This is a genomic window from Pseudomonas sp. PSE1(2024) (genome assembly GCF_050990555.1).
GTDB lineage: Bacteria > Pseudomonadota > Gammaproteobacteria > Pseudomonadales > Pseudomonadaceae > Aquipseudomonas > Aquipseudomonas aphyarum.
This window is the reverse complement of the sequence record NZ_CP158967.1, coordinates 5,758,358-5,777,500: the sequence shown is the minus strand read 5'-3', so window position 1 is coordinate 5,777,500 and position 19,143 is coordinate 5,758,358. Positions and strand designations below refer to the sequence as shown.

The window sequence follows — 19,143 nt, the reverse complement described above, 5'->3', positions numbered from 1 at the left end:
GGCAGTCAGAGGCGATGAAAGACGTGGTAGCCTGCGAAAAGCTTCGGGGAGTCGGCAAACAGACTTTGATCCGGAGATGTCTGAATGGGGGAACCCAGCCATCATAAGATGGTTATCTTGTACTGAATACATAGGTGCAAGAGGCGAACCAGGGGAACTGAAACATCTAAGTACCCTGAGGAAAAGAAATCAACCGAGATTCCCTTAGTAGTGGCGAGCGAACGGGGACTAGCCCTTAAGTGGCTTTGAGATTAGCGGAACGCTCTGGAAAGTGCGGCCATAGTGGGTGATAGCCCTGTACGCGAAAATCTCTTAGTCATGAAATCGAGTAGGACGGAGCACGAGAAACTTTGTCTGAATATGGGGGGACCATCCTCCAAGGCTAAATACTACTGACTGACCGATAGTGAACTAGTACCGTGAGGGAAAGGCGAAAAGAACCCCGGAGAGGGGAGTGAAATAGATCCTGAAACCGTATGCGTACAAGCAGTGGGAGCAGACTTTGTTCTGTGACTGCGTACCTTTTGTATAATGGGTCAGCGACTTATTTTCAGTGGCGAGCTTAACCGAATAGGGGAGGCGTAGCGAAAGCGAGTCTTAATAGGGCGTCTAGTCGCTGGGAATAGACCCGAAACCGGGCGATCTATCCATGGGCAGGTTGAAGGTTAGGTAACACTGACTGGAGGACCGAACCGACTACCGTTGAAAAGTTAGCGGATGACCTGTGGATCGGAGTGAAAGGCTAATCAAGCTCGGAGATAGCTGGTTCTCCTCGAAAGCTATTTAGGTAGCGCCTCATGTATCACTGTAGGGGGTAGAGCACTGTTTCGGCTAGGGGGTCATCCCGACTTACCAAACCGATGCAAACTCCGAATACCTACAAGTGCCGAGCATGGGAGACACACGGCGGGTGCTAACGTCCGTCGTGAAAAGGGAAACAACCCAGACCGTCAGCTAAGGTCCCAAAGTTATGGTTAAGTGGGAAACGATGTGGGAAGGCTTAGACAGCTAGGAGGTTGGCTTAGAAGCAGCCACCCTTTAAAGAAAGCGTAATAGCTCACTAGTCGAGTCGGCCTGCGCGGAAGATGTAACGGGGCTCAAACCATACACCGAAGCTACGGGTATCACGTAAGTGATGCGGTAGAGGAGCGTTCTGTAAGCCTGTGAAGGTGAGTTGAGAAGCTTGCTGGAGGTATCAGAAGTGCGAATGCTGACATGAGTAACGACAATGGGTGTGAAAAACACCCACGCCGAAAGACCAAGGTTTCCTGCGCAACGTTAATCGACGCAGGGTTAGTCGGTCCCTAAGGCGAGGCTGAAAAGCGTAGTCGATGGAAAACAGGTTAATATTCCTGTACTTCTGGTTATTGCGATGGAGGGACGGAGAAGGCTAGGCCAGCTTGGCGTTGGTTGTCCAAGTTTAAGGTGGTAGGCTGGAATCTTAGGTAAATCCGGGATTCCAAGGCCGAGAGCTGATGACGAGTTGCCTTTAGGCGACGAAGTGGTTGATGCCATGCTTCCAAGAAAAGCTTCTAAGCTTCAGATAACCAGGAACCGTACCCCAAACCGACACAGGTGGTTGGGTAGAGAATACCAAGGCGCTTGAGAGAACTCGGGTGAAGGAACTAGGCAAAATGGCACCGTAACTTCGGGAGAAGGTGCGCCGGTGAGGGTGAAGCACTTGCTGCGTAAGCCCACGCCGGTCGAAGATACCAGGCCGCTGCGACTGTTTATTAAAAACACAGCACTCTGCAAACACGAAAGTGGACGTATAGGGTGTGACGCCTGCCCGGTGCCGGAAGGTTAATTGATGGGGTTAGCTAACGCGAAGCTCTTGATCGAAGCCCCGGTAAACGGCGGCCGTAACTATAACGGTCCTAAGGTAGCGAAATTCCTTGTCGGGTAAGTTCCGACCTGCACGAATGGCGTAACGATGGCGGCGCTGTCTCCACCCGAGACTCAGTGAAATTGAAATCGCTGTGAAGATGCAGTGTATCCGCGGCTAGACGGAAAGACCCCGTGAACCTTTACTATAGCTTTGCACTGGACTTTGAATTTGCTTGTGTAGGATAGGTGGGAGGCTTTGAAGCGTGGACGCCAGTTCGCGTGGAGCCATCCTTGAAATACCACCCTGGCAACTTTGAGGTTCTAACTCAGGTCCGTTATCCGGATCGAGGACAGTGTATGGTGGGTAGTTTGACTGGGGCGGTCTCCTCCTAAAGAGTAACGGAGGAGTACGAAGGTGCGCTCAGACCGGTCGGAAATCGGTCGTAGAGTATAAAGGCAAAAGCGCGCTTGACTGCGAGACAGACACGTCGAGCAGGTACGAAAGTAGGTCTTAGTGATCCGGTGGTTCTGTATGGAAGGGCCATCGCTCAACGGATAAAAGGTACTCCGGGGATAACAGGCTGATACCGCCCAAGAGTTCATATCGACGGCGGTGTTTGGCACCTCGATGTCGGCTCATCACATCCTGGGGCTGAAGCCGGTCCCAAGGGTATGGCTGTTCGCCATTTAAAGTGGTACGCGAGCTGGGTTTAGAACGTCGTGAGACAGTTCGGTCCCTATCTGCCGTGGACGTTTGAGATTTGAGAGGGGCTGCTCCTAGTACGAGAGGACCGGAGTGGACGAACCTCTGGTGTTCCGGTTGTCACGCCAGTGGCATTGCCGGGTAGCTATGTTCGGGAAAGATAACCGCTGAAAGCATCTAAGCGGGAAACTTGCCTCAAGATGAGATCTCACTGGAACCTTGAGTTCCCTGAAGGGCCGTCGAAGACTACGACGTTGATAGGTTGGGTGTGTAAGCGCTGTGAGGCGTTGAGCTAACCAATACTAATTGCCCGTGAGGCTTGACCATATAACACCCAAGCAATCTGTAGACTCGAAAGAGACCAGATTGCGGTGTGTGAAGACGAAAATGAACCGAAAGTTCGAGTTCACAAAACACCGAAAGCTGTCACATACCCAATTTGCTGAAGCGAGGCCATCTGGTCACGACTCAGTACCCGAATTTCTTGACGACCATAGAGCGTTGGAACCACCTGATCCCATCCCGAACTCAGAAGTGAAACGATGCATCGCCGATGGTAGTGTGGGGTTTCCCCATGTGAGAGTAGGTCATCGTCAAGATTAAATTCCGAAACCCCAATTGCGAAAGCAGTTGGGGTTTTGTTTTGCCCGCAGGAAAATGGATTGTTTGAATTCTATGCAGCGGCCCGGTGCATGGCTATTATTCGGGCCTCATTCTGAGGCGAGACCTGCATGCTGACGTTGTTGAACCTTCTGAAGGATGGTCGATTCCATTCCGGTCAGGCCCTGGGCGTTGCTCTGGGAATTAGTCGAAGTGCGGTGTGGAAGCAGCTTCAGCATCTGGAGGCGGAGCTTGGGTTATCCATACATAAAGTTCGAGGGCGGGGCTATCAATTGGCCTCGCCGCTGGCGTTACTTGACTCGCTCGCAATAGAGGAAGGTCTTGTTGGCTGGTCTGTCAGTGTCTTCGATTCCATCGACTCAACTAATGCTGAATCGTTGCGAGCGGTAGATCGAGGGCGGGTTGCGCCTTTTCTAATACTGGCTGAGCGGCAGAGTTCCGGTCGCGGGCGCAGGGGGCGTAAATGGGTAAGTCCGTTTGCTGAAAACCTTTATTACAGCCTCGTGTTGCGTATCGATGGTGGGATGCGTCAGCTCGAGGGGCTAAGTCTCGTTGTCGGTCTCGCGGTCATGCAGACCCTGCGCGCGCTTGGGGTGCCAGGTGCGGGGCTGAAATGGCCCAATGATGTTTTGGTCGGGCGAAAAAAAATTGCAGGCATCCTGCTGGAGCTCGTCGGAGATCCAGCGGACGTTTGTCACGTAGTATTGGGCGTGGGCATTAATGTGAACATGCAGGCTACAGACGAAGTCGATCAGCAATGGACTTCAATGCGTCTAGAGTCGGGTAAATCTTGTGATCGCAATATTCTGGCGGTTGAGCTGAGTAAGCAGCTGCAACTCTATCTGCGACGTCACCACTCAGGCGGCTTCTCTGCGCTTCAGGCAGAGTGGGAGGCTAGCCATTTGTGGCAGGGACAGCCGGTTTCTCTCACTGCCGGTGTCAATCAGGTAGAGGGTGTGGTGCTGGGAATCGATAATCAAGGCGCGCTGCGGCTAAAGGTAGATGGTGTGGAAAAGGTCTTTAGTGGTGGTGAGCTCAGCTTGAGGTTGCGTGATGATTCTTGAGCTCGATTGTGGAAACAGTTTTATCAAATGGCGGGTGCTGAGTGCAGAGTTGGGCGCCTTGGTCGCAGAAGGTGTGGTCGACTCTGATGGCGCCTTGGTCGACAGTCTTCGGTCGCTTGAGAAGATATCTCTCGGTAAATGTCGCCTTGTCAGCGTAAGAACTGAAGATGAGACCAATTTGCTGATTGGCTTGCTCAGGCGCGAGTTCGGCATTTCCGTTGTCTGTGCGTCGCCCGCTCGCGAGATGTCTGGCGTAACGAACGGTTACGACGACTATGAGCGCCTTGGTCTCGATCGCTGGCTGGCAATGCTTGGTGGTTTTCACCTGGCTAAAGGTGCTTGTCTGGTTCTTGATTTCGGGACGGCGGTGACTGCGGACTTTATCTCCGCGGACGGTGAGCATCTGGGAGGCTTCATTTGTCCTGGCATGCCGCTGATGCGTAATCAGTTGCGTACGCATACTCGAAAAATTCGCTACGGGGACCTGGCGGCGGAGCGGGCATTGACGAGTCAGGCTCCTGGGCGCAACACGGTTGAGGCTGTCGAGCGTGGCTGTTCGTTGATGCTAAGAGGATTCGTATTGACGCAACTGGAGATGGCGCGTTCCTACTGGGGTGATGATTACAGGGTTTTCATTACGGGTGGTGACGCCGAGCTGGTCTCAGATGTCGCCCCTGAGGCTCGGATTGTTTCCGATTTGGTGTTCGTGGGTTTGGCTATAGCGTGTCCTTTGTCCTGAGGTTTGTATGCGTTGGTTGTTCCTTCTGCTTCTGGTACTCAATGTGTTTTATTACGTCTGGCATCAGCAGGAGGCCCCGCTACGCGCAAAGGATGTCACGCCCCTCAGTCTTTATCGTGGTTCGCAACAGGATATTCGCTTGCTGAGTGAGGCTGGTGGTGATGCTTCCCGTGAAAAAAGGACTGGAGGAAAGCCTGATGGGGAGTGCCTTTATGTGGGGGGGGTGGCGCGCCCCGAGTCCGCTCAGGCGTTGGAGCAGCGTTTGACGGAGCTTGGAGCAAAAGCTCTTCCTTCGTCAAAAGAGTCTTCCGGCGGCTCATATTGGTTCCAGATTACGCCCGAAACCCAGCGTTTGCTGGGTGATGCTCAGCTACAAAACCTTTCCAAGGAATTCAATGAGTTAAAACATAAAATAATGCTGTGCGAGGGGGTTGCACCTACTGAATAGTTTGCATAGAATGGCGCCCGCTCCACAGCGAAGACCTGAAAAGGTTGCAGCAGCGGGGTGGTGTCAATGCAGCTAACCTCAGGTTTTTAAATGAGAAAATGCTTGACAGGGGTTTGGCATAGTATAGAATGCCGGCCTGATTAGGAGGGGTTCCCGAGCGGCCAAAGGGATCAGACTGTAAATCTGACGTCTACGACTTCGAAGGTTCGAATCCTTCTCCCTCCACCAGATTTTAGCGTGAGCTGCAGGCTCCGCGGGTATAGTTTAGTGGTAGAACCTCAGCCTTCCAAGCTGATGATGCGGGTTCGATTCCCGCTACCCGCTCCAAGTTTGCAGGTTGTGCAAAGTGTTACGCTCTTGTAGCTCAGTTGGTAGAGCACACCCTTGGTAAGGGTGAGGTCAGCGGTTCAAATCCGCTCAAGAGCTCCATATAACAAGGCAGATATGAAAATATCTGCCTTTGTTTTAATGGCTTGTGTTGTTTGCTCAATTTCTTCTGTTAGGGGTGATATCGATGGCTAAGGAAAAATTTGATCGTTCCCTGCCGCACGTCAACGTGGGCACCATCGGTCACGTAGACCATGGTAAAACCACGCTGACCGCTGCTCTGACTCGCGTCTGCTCCGAAGTTTTCGGTTCGGCCGTAGTTGAATTCGACAAGATCGACAGCGCTCCAGAAGAAAAAGCTCGCGGTATCACCATCAACACCGCGCACGTTGAGTACAACTCGAACATTCGTCACTACGCTCACGTTGACTGCCCAGGTCACGCTGACTACGTGAAGAACATGATCACTGGTGCTGCGCAGATGGACGGCGCGATCCTGGTTTGCTCGGCCGCTGATGGTCCGATGCCGCAAACCCGTGAGCACATCCTGCTGTCCCGTCAGGTAGGTGTTCCGTACATCGTGGTTTTCCTGAACAAGGCTGACCTGGTAGACGACGCTGAGCTGCTGGAACTGGTTGAGATGGAAGTTCGCGACCTGCTGTCCACCTACGACTTCCCAGGCGACGACACTCCGATCATCATCGGTTCGGCTCGTATGGCGCTGGAAGGCAAAGACGACAACGAAATGGGCACCACCGCTGTCAAGAAGCTGGTGGAAACTCTGGACAGCTACATCCCAGAGCCAGAGCGTGCTATCGACAAGCCTTTCCTGATGCCAATCGAAGACGTGTTCTCGATCTCGGGTCGCGGTACTGTTGTGACCGGTCGTATCGAGCGCGGTATCGTTCGCGTTCAAGACGCCCTGGAAATCGTTGGTCTGCGTGACACCACCACCACCACCTGCACCGGTGTTGAGATGTTCCGCAAGCTGCTGGACGAAGGTCGTGCTGGCGAGAACTGCGGCGTTCTGCTGCGTGGCACCAAGCGTGACGACGTTGAGCGTGGTCAGGTTCTGGTTAAGCCGGGTTCGGTTAAGCCGCACACCAAGTTCACCGCAGAAGTTTACGTTCTGAGCAAGGAAGAAGGCGGCCGTCACACTCCGTTCTTCAAAGGCTACCGTCCACAGTTCTACTTCCGTACTACTGACGTGACTGGTAACTGCGAGCTGCCAGAAGGCGTTGAAATGGTAATGCCAGGTGACAACATTCAGATGACTGTTACCCTGATCAAAACCATCGCGATGGAAGACGGTCTGCGTTTTGCAATCCGTGAAGGCGGCCGTACCGTTGGTGCTGGCGTCGTAGCCAAGATCATCGAGTAAATAGTTGTAATGTCTTTTTCAGGCCGGCATAATGGTCGGCCTGATTTTGTTTTAGGTCAGTAGCTCAATTGGCAGAGCGACGGTCTCCAAAACCGTAGGTTGGGGGTTCGATTCCCTCCTGACCTGCCAGATTCACTCGGTGTGTCTGGCTTTCTTTTCACAGGATCTTCATAGATGACTCCTAAAGCTGAAGCTCAAGGCTCTCGCTTCGATTTGCTCAAGTGGCTCGTCGTAGTCGCTTTGGTAATTGTTGGCGTTGTCGGCAATCAGTATTACGCTGCTTCGCCGATCCTGTACCGTGTACTCGCTTTGCTTGTTATTGCTGCTGTAGCTGCCTTTGTAGGCCTGCAGACTGCCAAGGGCAAGTCTTTCTTTGTACTGGTTAAGGAAGCTCGCACCGAGATTCGTAAAGTCGTATGGCCAACTCGCCAAGAAACCACGCAGACCACGCTGATTGTTGTGGCTGTTGTGCTGGTTATGGCGTTGCTGTTGTGGGGGCTTGATTCCCTGCTCGGCTGGCTTGTTTCCTTGATTGTCGGCTAAGGGTGTCCCGTGGCTAAGCGTTGGTACGTTGTGCATGCTTACTCGGGTTACGAGAAGCATGTAATGCGTTCGTTGATCGAGCGCGTAAAGCTGGCTGGCATGGAAGATGGCTTCGGCGAAATTCTGGTTCCCACTGAAGAAGTGGTTGAAATGCGTAATGGCCAGAAACGCAAAAGCGAGCGCAAATTCTTCCCAGGTTATGTGCTGGTTCAGATGGACATGAACGAGGGTACTTGGCACTTGGTCAAGGATACTCCTCGGGTGATGGGTTTTATCGGTGGTACTGCTGATAAGCCGGCACCAATCACAGATAAAGAAGCTGAGGCGATTCTGCGTCGCGTTGCTGACGGTAGCGACAAGCCGAAGCCGAAGACGCTGTTCGAGCCAGGCGAAACCGTTCGAGTCAATGATGGCCCGTTCGCTGACTTTAACGGTGTTGTTGAAGAAGTTAACTACGAAAAGAGCCGGATCCAAGTGGCGGTGCTCATTTTCGGACGCTCTACTCCGGTAGAGTTGGAGTTCAGTCAGGTCGAAAAGGTCTAGCTGAGCAAGCATCCCAACCCCGCAGCCCTAGGCTGTGGGGTTTTGTCGTCACTGGGATAAACGCGCAAGTAACCGGGGAGCCTTTCGAGGCGTTCGAACCCGTAATTGGAGTGCCTCATGGCCAAGAAGATTACCGCTTACATCAAGCTGCAAGTGAAGGCCGCTCAGGCTAACCCAAGCCCACCTGTTGGTCCTGCTCTGGGTCAGCACGGCGTGAACATCATGGAATTCTGCAAAGCTTTCAACGCCCGTACCCAGGGTCTGGAAGCTGGTCTGCCGACTCCAGTGATCATCACTGTCTACAGCGACCGTAGCTTCACTTTCGAAACCAAATCCACCCCTGCTTCGGTTCTGCTGAAGAAGGCGGCCGGTCTGACCAGCGGTTCCGCTCGTCCGAACACCGTTAAGGTTGGCACTGTTACCCGTGCTCAGCTGGAAGAAATCGCGAAAACCAAAAACGCGGATCTGACTGCAGCTGATATGGATGCAGCCGTGCGTACTATCGCCGGTTCTGCTCGTAGCATGGGCCTTAACGTGGAGGGTGTGTAATGGCTAAGCTGACCAAGCGTCAAAAGGCTATCGCCGGCAAAATCGAAGCAGGCAAGGCCTACAACATTGTAGACGCCGCTGCACTGCTGGCCGAGCTGTCGACTGTCAAGTTCAGCGAGTCGTTCGACGTAGCTGTAAACCTGGGCGTAGACCCGCGTAAATCCGACCAGGTCGTTCGTAGCGCTACTGTGCTGCCACACGGCACTGGCAAGACCGTTCGCGTTGCTGTGTTCACCCAGGGTCCAGCTGCTGAGGCCGCTCTGGCTGCCGGCGCTGACCGTGTAGGTATGGACGACCTGGCTGCCGAAATGAAAGGCGGCGACCTGAACTATGACGTAGTGATTGCATCCCCGGATGCCATGCGCGTTGTAGGTCAACTGGGTCAGATCCTCGGTCCACGTGGTCTGATGCCTAACCCGAAAGTCGGCACTGTTACCCCAGACGTCGCTACCGCGGTTAAAAATGCCAAGGCTGGTCAGGTTCGTTATCGCACCGACAAAAACGGCATCATCCACACTTCCGTTGGCAAGATCGGCTTCGATGCCGTCAAGCTGAAGGAAAACGTTGAAGCCCTGATCGCTGATCTGAAGCGTATCAAGCCAGCTTCTTCGAAAGGTATCTACGTCAAGCGCGTTACCCTGAGCACCACTATGGGCCCAGGTCTGGTCATCGACCAGAGCTCGCTGGACGCGTAAGACAAGAATTGGCGCAGTTGACTGCGCCAATTGAAAGATTGGGGTCCCTGCCTGGCGGGGGCTATCCAAGACCGTAGGCGACGCAAGTCTTAAACCTCAAGCCTACGCAGATGGTGCTCCCGGTTCCTTACCGAATCAGACACCAAAACGACATTCGGTTTCGATCGAATGAAACGGTAACAAGCAGGAGTTAAACCCGTGGCAATTAATCTCGAAGACAAGAAGGCCATCGTCGCTGAAGTCAACGAGGCTGCCAAAGTCGCTCTGTCCGCTGTCGTGGTTGATGCCCGTGGCGTAACAGTAGGCGCAATGACCGGACTCCGTAAAGAGGCTCGTGAAGCTGGCGTTTACGTACGTGTTGTACGTAACACCCTGCTCAAGCGCGCTGTTGCTGACACTCCTTACAGTGTCCTCAACGACGTGTTCACCGGCCCGACCCTGATTGCATTCTCCAACGAACACCCGGGCGCTGCTGCTCGTCTGTTCAAGGAATTTGCCAAGGGTCAGGATAAGTTCGAGATCAAGGCAGCTTCGTTCGAGGGCAAGTTCCTCGCAGCGAATGAGATCGACGTGCTGGCAAGCCTGCCAACTCGCGACGAAGCTATTGCGAAACTGATGAGCGTGATTCAAGGCGCTACCAGCAAGCTGGCTCGTACTCTGGCGGCAATTCGCGATCAGAAAGAAGCAGCTGCAGCCTGAGGCTGAGCGTTTCCACTCTCGCGTATTTTTGTTTATTTCGACGGCCGTACAGGCTGTCCACCAAATCAGGAATTGAGTCATGTCTCTGACTAACGAACAAATCATCGAAGCAATCGGCCAGAAAACCGTTCTGGAAGTTGTTGAGCTGATCAAGGCAATGGAAGAAACCTTCGGCGTGACCGCTGCTGTTGCTGCTGCTGGTCCAGCTGCTGCTGCCGCTGTTGTTGAAGAGCAAACCGAGTTCAACGTTGTTCTGCTGGAAGCTGGCGAGAAGAAGGTTAACGTGATCAAGGCAGTTCGTGAACTGACCGGTCTGGGCCTGAAAGAAGCCAAAGAGAAAGTAGACGGCGCTCCTCAGGTTGTAGCTGAAGGCGTTTCGAAAGAAGCTGCTGAAGACGCTAAGAAGAAGCTGGAAGAAGCAGGCGCTAAAGTCGAGCTGAAGTAAGCATCGACTTTGCTCCTCCAGCCCGAGCGTCAAGCGACAGGCTGATGGCTGGTGGCTCTTGCCACCGGCCTTTTTCCGTTATTGGCAGCCGACTGGGTTGGTGTTGATAACGAGCTGTAACCACCCGATGCGGTGGCGCAAACCATGGGGTTTGCACGATTTTCTGGCTGCTCCCGTCGGGAGGGGCCAAACAAGCAGGTGACCAAGCTGGGGAACGCTGATGGCTTACTCATATACTGAGAAAAAACGTATCCGCAAGGACTTTAGCAAGTTGCCGGACGTCATGGATGTGCCTTACCTCCTGGCCATCCAGCTGGATTCGTATCGTGAATTCTTGCAAGCGGGAGCGACTAAAGATCAGTTCCGCGACGTGGGCCTGCATGCGGCCTTCAAATCCGTTTTCCCGATCATCAGCTACTCCGGCAATGCTGCGCTGGAGTACGTCGGTTATCGCCTGGGCGAACCGGCATTTGATGTCAAAGAATGCGTATTGCGCGGTGTAACTTTCGCCGTACCTTTGCGGGTAAAAGTGCGCCTGATCATTTTCGACAAAGAATCGTCGAACAAAGCGATCAAGGACATCAAAGAGCAAGAAGTCTACATGGGTGAAATCCCATTGATGACTGAGAACGGTACCTTCGTAATCAACGGTACCGAGCGTGTTATCGTTTCCCAGCTGCACCGTTCCCCGGGCGTGTTCTTCGACCACGACCGTGGCAAGACGCACAGCTCCGGCAAACTGCTGTACTCCGCGCGCATCATTCCTTACCGCGGTTCGTGGCTGGACTTCGAGTTCGACCCGAAAGACTGCGTATTCGTGCGTATCGACCGTCGTCGTAAGCTGCCGGCCTCGGTACTGCTGCGCGCGCTCGGTTATACCACCGAGGAAGTGCTGGACGCGTTCTACACCACCAACGTATTCCACGTGAAAGGCGAAGGCCTGAGCCTGGAGCTGGTGCCTCAGCGCCTGCGTGGTGAAGTTGCTGTTCTCGACATCCAGGACGACAAAGGCAAGGTGATCGTTGAGCAGGGCCGTCGTATTACTGCCCGCCACATCAACCAGCTGGAAAAAGCCGGGATCAAAGAGCTGGACGTGCCTCTGGATTACGTTCTGGGTCGTACCACCGCCAAGGCGATCGTGCACCCGGCTACCGGTGAGATCCTGGCAGAGTGCAACACCGAGCTGTCGACCGAGATCCTGGCGAAAATCGCCAAGGCCGGCGTCGTACGCATCGAAACTCTGTACACCAACGACATCGACTGCGGTCCGTTCGTCTCCGACACTCTGAAGATCGACTCCACCAGCAACCAATTGGAAGCGCTGGTCGAGATCTATCGCATGATGCGTCCAGGCGAGCCGCCAACCAAAGACGCTGCCGAGACTCTGTTCAACAACCTGTTCTTCAGCCCTGAGCGCTATGACCTGTCTGCGGTCGGCCGGATGAAGTTCAACCGTCGTATCGGTCGTACCGAGATCGAAGGTTCGGGCGTGCTGTGCAAGGAAGACATCGTCGCGGTACTGAAGACTCTGGTCGACATCCGTAACGGTAAAGGCATCGTCGACGACATCGACCACCTGGGTAACCGTCGTGTTCGCTGCGTAGGCGAAATGGCCGAGAACCAGTTCCGCGTTGGCCTGGTACGTGTTGAGCGTGCGGTCAAAGAGCGTCTGTCGATGGCTGAAAGCGAAGGCCTGATGCCGCAAGACCTGATCAACGCCAAGCCAGTGGCTGCGGCGGTGAAAGAGTTCTTCGGTTCCAGCCAGCTGTCGCAGTTCATGGACCAGAACAACCCGCTGTCCGAGATCACCCACAAGCGTCGTGTCTCTGCACTCGGCCCTGGCGGTCTGACTCGTGAGCGCGCGGGCTTCGAAGTCCGTGACGTGCACCCGACTCACTACGGTCGTGTCTGCCCGATTGAAACGCCGGAAGGTCCGAACATCGGTCTGATCAACTCGCTGGCTGCTTACGCTCGCACCAACCAGTACGGCTTCCTCGAGAGCCCGTACCGTGTGGTGAAAGAGGGTGTGGTCACCGACGACATCGTGTTCCTGTCCGCCATTGAAGAAGCCGATCACGTGATCGCGCAGGCTTCGGCGACCATGAACGAGCAGAAAGTCCTGATCGACGAACTGGTGGCCGTGCGTCACCTGAACGAATTCACCGTCAAGGCGCCGGAAGACGTCACCTTGATGGACGTTTCGCCGAAGCAGGTAGTTTCGGTTGCAGCGTCGCTGATTCCGTTCCTCGAGCACGACGACGCCAACCGTGCGTTGATGGGTTCGAACATGCAGCGTCAGGCTGTACCAACCCTGCGTGCTGACAAGCCGCTGGTCGGTACCGGCATGGAGCGCAACGTGGCTCGCGACTCCGGCGTTTGCGTCGTGGCTCGTCGTGGCGGCGTGATCGACTCCGTTGATGCCAGTCGTATCGTGGTTCGTGTTGCTGATGACGAAGTTGAAACCGGCGAAGCTGGTGTCGACATCTACAACCTGACCAAATACACCCGCTCGAACCAGAACACCTGCATCAACCAGCGTCCGCTGGTGAGCAAAGGTGATCGCGTTCAGCGTAGCGACATCATGGCCGACGGCCCGTCCACCGACATGGGTGAACTGGCTCTGGGTCAGAACATGCGCATCGCGTTCATGGCATGGAACGGCTTCAACTTCGAAGACTCCATCTGCCTGTCCGAGCGTGTGGTTCAGGAAGACCGTTTCACCACTATCCACATTCAGGAACTGACCTGTGTGGCCCGTGACACCAAGCTTGGCCCAGAGGAAATCACTGCGGACATCCCGAACGTGGGTGAAGCCGCTCTGAACAAGCTGGACGAAGCCGGTATCGTTTACGTAGGTGCTGAAGTCGGCGCAGGCGACATCCTGGTAGGCAAGGTCACTCCGAAAGGCGAGACCCAGCTGACTCCGGAAGAAAAACTGCTGCGTGCGATCTTCGGTGAAAAAGCCAGCGACGTTAAAGACACCTCCCTGCGCGTGCCAACCGGCACCAAAGGTACTGTCATCGACGTACAGGTCTTCACTCGTGACGGCGTTGAGCGTGATGCTCGTGCACTGTCGATCGAGAAGTCCCAGCTGGACGAGATCCGCAAGGATCTGAACGAAGAGTTCCGCATCGTTGAAGGCGCGACCTTCGAACGTCTGCGTTCCGCTCTGGTAGGCCACAAGGCTGAAGGCGGCGCGGGCCTGAAGAAAGGTCAGGACATCACCGACGAAGTACTCGACGGTCTTGAGCATGGTCAGTGGTTCAAACTGCGCATGGCTGAAGATGCTCTGAACGAGCAGCTCGAGAAGGCTCAGGCCTACATCGTTGATCGCCGCCGTCTGCTGGACGACAAGTTCGAAGACAAGAAGCGCAAACTGCAGCAGGGCGATGACCTGGCTCCAGGCGTGCTGAAGATCGTCAAGGTTTACCTGGCAATCCGTCGTCGCATCCAGCCGGGCGACAAGATGGCCGGTCGTCACGGTAACAAAGGTGTGGTCTCCGTGATCATGCCGGTTGAAGACATGCCGCACGATGCCAATGGCACCCCGGTCGACGTGGTCCTCAACCCGCTGGGCGTACCTTCGCGTATGAACGTTGGTCAGATCCTTGAAACCCACCTGGGCCTCGCGGCCAAAGGTCTGGGCGAGAAGATCAACCGGATGGTCGAAGAGCAGCGCAAAGTCGCTGAGCTGCGTACCTTCCTGGACGAGATCTACAACCAGATCGGCGGTCGTAACGAAGATCTGGACAGCTTCTCCGATCAGGAAATCCTGGATCTGGCGAAGAACCTGCGTGGCGGTGTTCCAATGGCCACTCCAGTGTTCGACGGTGCCAAGGAAAGCGAAATCAAGGCCATGCTGAAACTGGCAGACCTGCCAGAAAGCGGCCAGATGCAGCTGACCGACGGCCGTACCGGCAACAAGTTCGAGCGTCCAGTTACCGTTGGCTACATGTACATGCTGAAGCTGAACCACTTGGTAGACGACAAGATGCACGCGCGTTCTACCGGTTCGTACAGCCTGGTTACCCAGCAGCCGCTGGGTGGTAAGGCGCAGTTCGGTGGTCAGCGTTTCGGGGAGATGGAGGTCTGGGCACTGGAAGCATACGGTGCTGCTTACACTCTGCAAGAAATGCTCACAGTGAAGTCGGACGATGTGAACGGCCGGACCAAGATGTACAAAAACATCGTGGACGGCGATCACCGTATGGAGCCGGGCATGCCCGAGTCCTTCAACGTGTTGATCAAGGAAATTCGTTCCCTCGGCATCGATATCGATCTGGAAACCGAATAACACGTGACGCGATCGAGAGCGGGGCAGGATTGCCCGCTCTCTGCTCCGCCAGGAGGAAAGGCCTTGAAAGACCTACTGAATTTGCTGAAAAACCAGGGTCAAGTCGAAGAGTTCGACGCCATCCGTATCGGATTGGCCTCGCCTGAGATGATCCGCTCGTGGTCGTTCGGTGAAGTTAAAAAGCCGGAAACCATCAACTACCGTACGTTCAAACCTGAGCGTGACGGTCTGTTCTGCGCCAAGATCTTTGGCCCGGTAAAGGATTACGAGTGCCTGTGCGGTAAGTACAAGCGCTTGAAGCACCGTGGTGTGATCTGCGAGAAGTGCGGCGTTGAAGTTGCGCTGGCCAAGGTTCGTCGTGAGCGCATGGCGCACATCGAACTGGCTTCGCCGGTTGCCCACATCTGGTTCCTGAAATCGCTGCCGTCCCGTATCGGCCTGCTGATGGACATGACCCTGCGTGATATCGAACGCGTTCTCTACTTCGAGAGCTATGTCGTTATCGACCCGGGCATGACCACTCTTGAAAAAGGTCAGCTGCTGAACGATGAGCAGTACTTCGAAGCGCTGGAAGAATTCGGTGACGATTTCGACGCCCGCATGGGTGCCGAAGCTGTCCGCGAACTGCTGCACGCTATCGACCTGGAACACGAGATTGGCCGTCTGCGTGAAGAGATTCCGCAAACCAACTCCGAAACCAAGATCAAGAAGCTGTCCAAGCGTCTGAAGTTGATGGAAGCCTTCCAGGGTTCCGGCAACCTGCCAGAGTGGATGGTGCTGACTGTTCTGCCGGTTCTGCCGCCAGATCTGCGTCCACTGGTCCCGCTGGATGGCGGTCGTTTCGCGACTTCCGACCTCAACGATCTGTATCGTCGAGTGATCAACCGTAACAACCGTTTGAAGCGCCTGCTGGATCTGTCCGCTCCGGACATCATCGTGCGCAACGAAAAGCGTATGTTGCAGGAAGCTGTCGATGCACTGCTCGACAACGGTCGTCGTGGTCGCGCTATCACAGGTTCCAACAAGCGTCCTCTGAAATCCCTGGCTGACATGATCAAGGGTAAGCAAGGTCGTTTCCGTCAGAACTTGCTCGGTAAGCGTGTTGACTACTCCGGTCGTTCGGTAATTACCGTAGGTCCGACCCTGCGTCTGCACCAGTGCGGTCTGCCGAAGAAGATGGCTCTCGAGCTGTTCAAGCCGTTCATTTTCGGCAAGCTGGAAATGCGTGGTCTGGCGACCACCATCAAAGCCGCCAAGAAAATGGTCGAGCGCGAGCTGCCGGAAGTTTGGGACGTTCTCGCTGAAGTGATTCGCGAACACCCGGTCCTCCTCAACCGTGCACCGACTCTTCACCGTCTGGGCATCCAGGCGTTTGAACCGGTACTGATCGAAGGTAAGGCTATCCAGCTGCACCCTCTGGTCTGCGCCGCGTACAACGCCGACTTCGACGGCGACCAAATGGCCGTGCACGTACCGCTGACGCTGGAAGCCCAGCTCGAAGCGCGTGCGCTGATGATGTCGACCAACAACATTCTGTCGCCAGCCAACGGTGAGCCAATCATCGTTCCGTCGCAGGACGTTGTACTGGGTCTGTACTACATGACCCGTGAAGCGATCAACGCCAAGGGCGAAGGTCGTGTGTTCGCGGATCTGCAGGAAGTTGACCGTGTGTTCCGTGCCGGCGAAGCCGCACTGCACGCCAAGATCAAGGTTCGTATCAACGAAACCGTGAACGATCGTGACGGCAACAGCGTGAACAACACCCGTATCGTCGACACCACTGTCGGCCGTGCGCTGCTGTTCCAGGTTGTGCCAAAAGGTCTGTCGTTCGACGTCGTCAACCTGCCGATGAAGAAAAAGGCGATCTCCAAGCTGATCAACCAGTGCTACCGCGTGGTTGGTCTGAAAGAGACCGTGATCTTCGCTGACCAGTTGATGTACACCGGTTTTGCCTACTCGACCATCTCCGGCGTTTCCATCGGTGTTAACGACTTCGTTATCCCGGATGAAAAAGCCCGCATCATCGGTGCTGCCACCGACGAAGTGAAAGAGATCGAGAGCCAGTACGCCTCCGGCCTGGTAACCCAGGGCGAGAAGTACAACAAAGTGATCGACCTTTGGTCGAAAGCGAACGACGAAGTCTCCAAGGCGATGATGGCCAACCTCTCGAAAGAGAAAGTCATCGACCGTCACGGCGACGAAGTCGAGCAAGAATCGTTCAACTCGATGTACATGATGGCCGACTCGGGTGCGCGGGGTTCCGCAGCACAGATCCGTCAGCTGGCCGGTATGCGTGGTCTGATGGCCAAGCCGGACGGTTCCATCATTGAAACGCCGATTACTGCGAACTTCCGTGAAGGTTTGAGCGTACTTCAGTACTTCATCTCGACTCACGGTGCTCGTAAAGGTCTGGCGGATACCGCGTTGAAAACTGCGAACTCCGGTTACCTGACTCGTCGTCTGGTAGACGTGGCGCAGGATCTGGTCGTGACCGAGATCGATTGCGGCACCGAACACGGTCTGCTGATGACTCCGCACATTGAAGGCGGTGACGTTGTAGAGCCGTTGGGTGAACGCGTATTGGGTCGTGTCATTGCCCGTGACGTATTCAAGCCGGGTACCGAGGACGTCATCGTTCCTGCTGGCACCCTGGTAGACGAGAAGTGGGTCGAGTTCATCGAGCTGAACAGCATCGACGAAGTGATCGTGCGTTCGCCGATCAGCTGCGAAACCCGCTATGGCATTTGCGCCAAGTGCTACGGCCGTGACCTGGCTCGTGGTCACCAGGTGAACATCGGTGAAGCGGTCGGCGTTATCGCTGCCCAGTCCATCGGTGAGCCGGGTACCCAGCTGACGATGCGTACGTTCCACATCGGTGGTGCGGCAAGCCGTACTTCCGCAGCCGACAGCGTTCAGGTGAAGAATGGCGGTACCGTCCGTCTGCACAACCTGAAACACGTTGAGCGTGTGGATGGCAACCTGGTTGCTGTGTCCCGTTCCGGTGAGCTGGCAATCGCTGACGACTTCGGTCGTGAGCGCGAGCGTTACAAGCTGCCGTACGGTGCCGTGATTTCGGTTAAAGAAGGTGACAAGGTCGACGCTGGCGCAATCGTGGCCAAGTGGGATCCGCACACTCACCCGATCGTTACCGAAATGAAAGGTACCGTGACCTACGTGGGCATGGAAGAAGGCATCACGATCAAGCGTCAGACTGACGAATTGACCGGTATGACCAACATTGAAGTACTCGATGCCAAAGACCGTCCGGCTGCCGGCAAGGACATTCGTCCTGCGGTGAAGATGGTTGATGACAACGGCAAGGATCTGTTGCTGCCAGGCACTGACGTTATCGCTCAGTACTTCCTGCCAGCCAACGCCCTGGTCGGTGTTGCGGACGGTGCGAAGATTGCGATCGGTGATGTTATCGCTCGTATCCCGCAAGAAACTTCGAAAACCCGTGACATCACCGGTGGTCTGCCGCGTGTTGCCGACCTGTTCGAAGCCCGTCGTCCGAAAGAAGCGTCGATTCTGGCTGAAGTCAGCGGCACCATCGCGTTCGGTAAAGAGACCAAAGGCAAGCGCCGTCTGGTCATCACTCCGAACGACGGTAGCGATCCGTACGAAGAGCTGATTCCGAAGTGGCGTCACCTGAACGTGTTCGAAGGCGAGCAGGTAAACCGCGGCGAAGTTATCTCCGACGGTCCGAGCGATCCGCACGACATCCTGCGTCTGCTGGGTGTGAGCGCGCTGGCCAAGTACATCGTCAACGAGATCCAGGACGTTTACCGTCTGCAAGGCGTGAAGATCAACGACAAGCACATCGAGACCATCCTGCGTCAGATGCTGCGTAAAGTTGAGATCTCCGAGTCCGGCGATTCCAGCTTCATCAAGGGCGACCAGATGGAACTGACTCACGTTCTGGTAGAGAACGAGCGTCTGAATGCGGAAGACAAGTTTGTCTCCAAGTTCACCCGCGTTCTGCTGGGTATCACCAAGGCGTCGTTGTCGACCGAATCGTTCATCTCGGCGGCTTCCTTCCAGGAAACCACCCGCGTACTGACCGAAGCGGCCGTAACCGGCAAGCGCGATTACCTGCGCGGCCTGAAAGAAAACGTGGTCGTGGGTCGTCTGATCCCGGCCGGTACCGGTCTGGCTTATCACAGCGAGCGCAAGCGTCGTCGTGATGCAGACAAGCCGTTGCGCGTAAGCGCCAGTGAAGTGGAAGCTGCACTGACCGAAGCGCTGAACTCGAGCGGTAACTGAGT

12 protein-coding genes, 4 tRNA genes and 2 rRNA genes (1 of these 18 running past the window's edge) are annotated in these 19,143 nt (G+C 55.1%); all 18 read left to right on the top strand.

From position 1 onward, the window contains the following. Window positions 1-2,857, top strand: a 23S ribosomal RNA gene (locus ABTV87_RS26360); it begins 34 nt to the left of the window's first position. Window positions 2,858-3,013: 156 nt separating this feature from the next. Beyond that, a 5S ribosomal RNA gene (gene rrf, locus ABTV87_RS26355) occupies window positions 3,014-3,129 on the top strand. 132 nt (window positions 3,130-3,261) lie between these two features. Continuing rightward, a complete protein-coding gene (gene birA, locus ABTV87_RS26350; RefSeq protein ID WP_433898592.1) occupies window positions 3,262-4,215 on the top strand; it encodes a bifunctional biotin--[acetyl-CoA-carboxylase] ligase/biotin operon repressor BirA in 954 nt (317 codons plus the stop codon). Then, window positions 4,205-4,954 (top strand): pantothenate kinase, encoded by a 750-nt coding sequence (locus ABTV87_RS26345; protein WP_221535644.1) that lies wholly within the window; start codon window positions 4,205-4,207, stop codon window positions 4,952-4,954. The genes birA and ABTV87_RS26345 overlap by 11 nt, the downstream gene beginning before the upstream one ends. Before the next feature lie 7 nt (window positions 4,955-4,961). Further along, entirely contained in the window at window positions 4,962-5,402 is a 441-nt protein-coding gene (locus ABTV87_RS26340) for a hypothetical protein (protein WP_085609141.1), read from the top strand. Between the two features lie 143 nt (window positions 5,403-5,545). After that, window positions 5,546-5,630 (top strand) — tRNA-Tyr (locus ABTV87_RS26335). Between the two features lie 25 nt (window positions 5,631-5,655). After that, window positions 5,656-5,729 (top strand) — tRNA-Gly (locus tag ABTV87_RS26330). A gap of 26 nt (window positions 5,730-5,755) precedes the next feature. After that, window positions 5,756-5,831: transfer RNA gene (locus tag ABTV87_RS26325), tRNA-Thr, on the top strand. Between the two features lie 85 nt (window positions 5,832-5,916). After that, window positions 5,917-7,110 carry an elongation factor Tu gene (gene tuf, locus ABTV87_RS26320; protein ID WP_010220303.1) on the top strand — a complete coding sequence of 398 codons (1,194 nt, stop codon included), beginning with the start codon at window positions 5,917-5,919 and terminating at the stop codon, window positions 7,108-7,110. 53 nt (window positions 7,111-7,163) lie between these two features. Then, window positions 7,164-7,239 (top strand) — tRNA-Trp (locus ABTV87_RS26315). Between the two features lie 45 nt (window positions 7,240-7,284). After that, window positions 7,285-7,653, top strand: a complete 369-nt coding sequence (gene secE / locus ABTV87_RS26310; RefSeq protein WP_007957600.1) for a preprotein translocase subunit SecE — start codon at window positions 7,285-7,287, stop codon at window positions 7,651-7,653. 9 nt (window positions 7,654-7,662) lie between these two features. Next, window positions 7,663-8,196, top strand: a complete 534-nt coding sequence (gene nusG / locus ABTV87_RS26305; protein WP_007957598.1) for a transcription termination/antitermination protein NusG — start codon at window positions 7,663-7,665, stop codon at window positions 8,194-8,196. A 117-nt stretch (window positions 8,197-8,313) separates the two neighbouring features. Further along, on the top strand, window positions 8,314-8,745 hold the full coding sequence (gene rplK / locus ABTV87_RS26300; protein WP_003228756.1) for a 50S ribosomal protein L11: 432 nt from the start codon (window positions 8,314-8,316) through the stop codon (window positions 8,743-8,745). Next, the gene (gene rplA / locus ABTV87_RS26295) at window positions 8,745-9,440 is read left to right on the top strand and encodes a 50S ribosomal protein L1 (RefSeq protein ID WP_003228754.1); all 696 of its coding nucleotides are present in this window, start codon (window positions 8,745-8,747) and stop codon (window positions 9,438-9,440) included. The genes rplK and rplA overlap by 1 nt, the downstream gene beginning before the upstream one ends. Window positions 9,441-9,638: 198 nt before the next feature. Next, window positions 9,639-10,139: a 50S ribosomal protein L10 gene (gene rplJ / locus ABTV87_RS26290; RefSeq protein WP_007957597.1), complete on the top strand. Its 501-nt coding sequence runs from the start codon at window positions 9,639-9,641 to the stop codon at window positions 10,137-10,139. A 79-nt stretch (window positions 10,140-10,218) separates the two neighbouring features. After that, a complete protein-coding gene (gene rplL, locus ABTV87_RS26285; protein WP_033703494.1) occupies window positions 10,219-10,584 on the top strand; it encodes a 50S ribosomal protein L7/L12 in 366 nt (121 codons plus the stop codon). Between the two features lie 220 nt (window positions 10,585-10,804). Then, window positions 10,805-14,878, top strand: a complete 4,074-nt coding sequence (rpoB, locus tag ABTV87_RS26280) for a DNA-directed RNA polymerase subunit beta (RefSeq protein ID WP_007957595.1) — start codon at window positions 10,805-10,807, stop codon at window positions 14,876-14,878. Between the two features lie 63 nt (window positions 14,879-14,941). Continuing rightward, the gene (rpoC, locus tag ABTV87_RS26275; protein ID WP_007957594.1) at window positions 14,942-19,141 is read left to right on the top strand and encodes a DNA-directed RNA polymerase subunit beta'; all 4,200 of its coding nucleotides are present in this window, start codon (window positions 14,942-14,944) and stop codon (window positions 19,139-19,141) included. The last annotated feature ends 2 nt before the right edge of the window (window positions 19,142-19,143 follow it).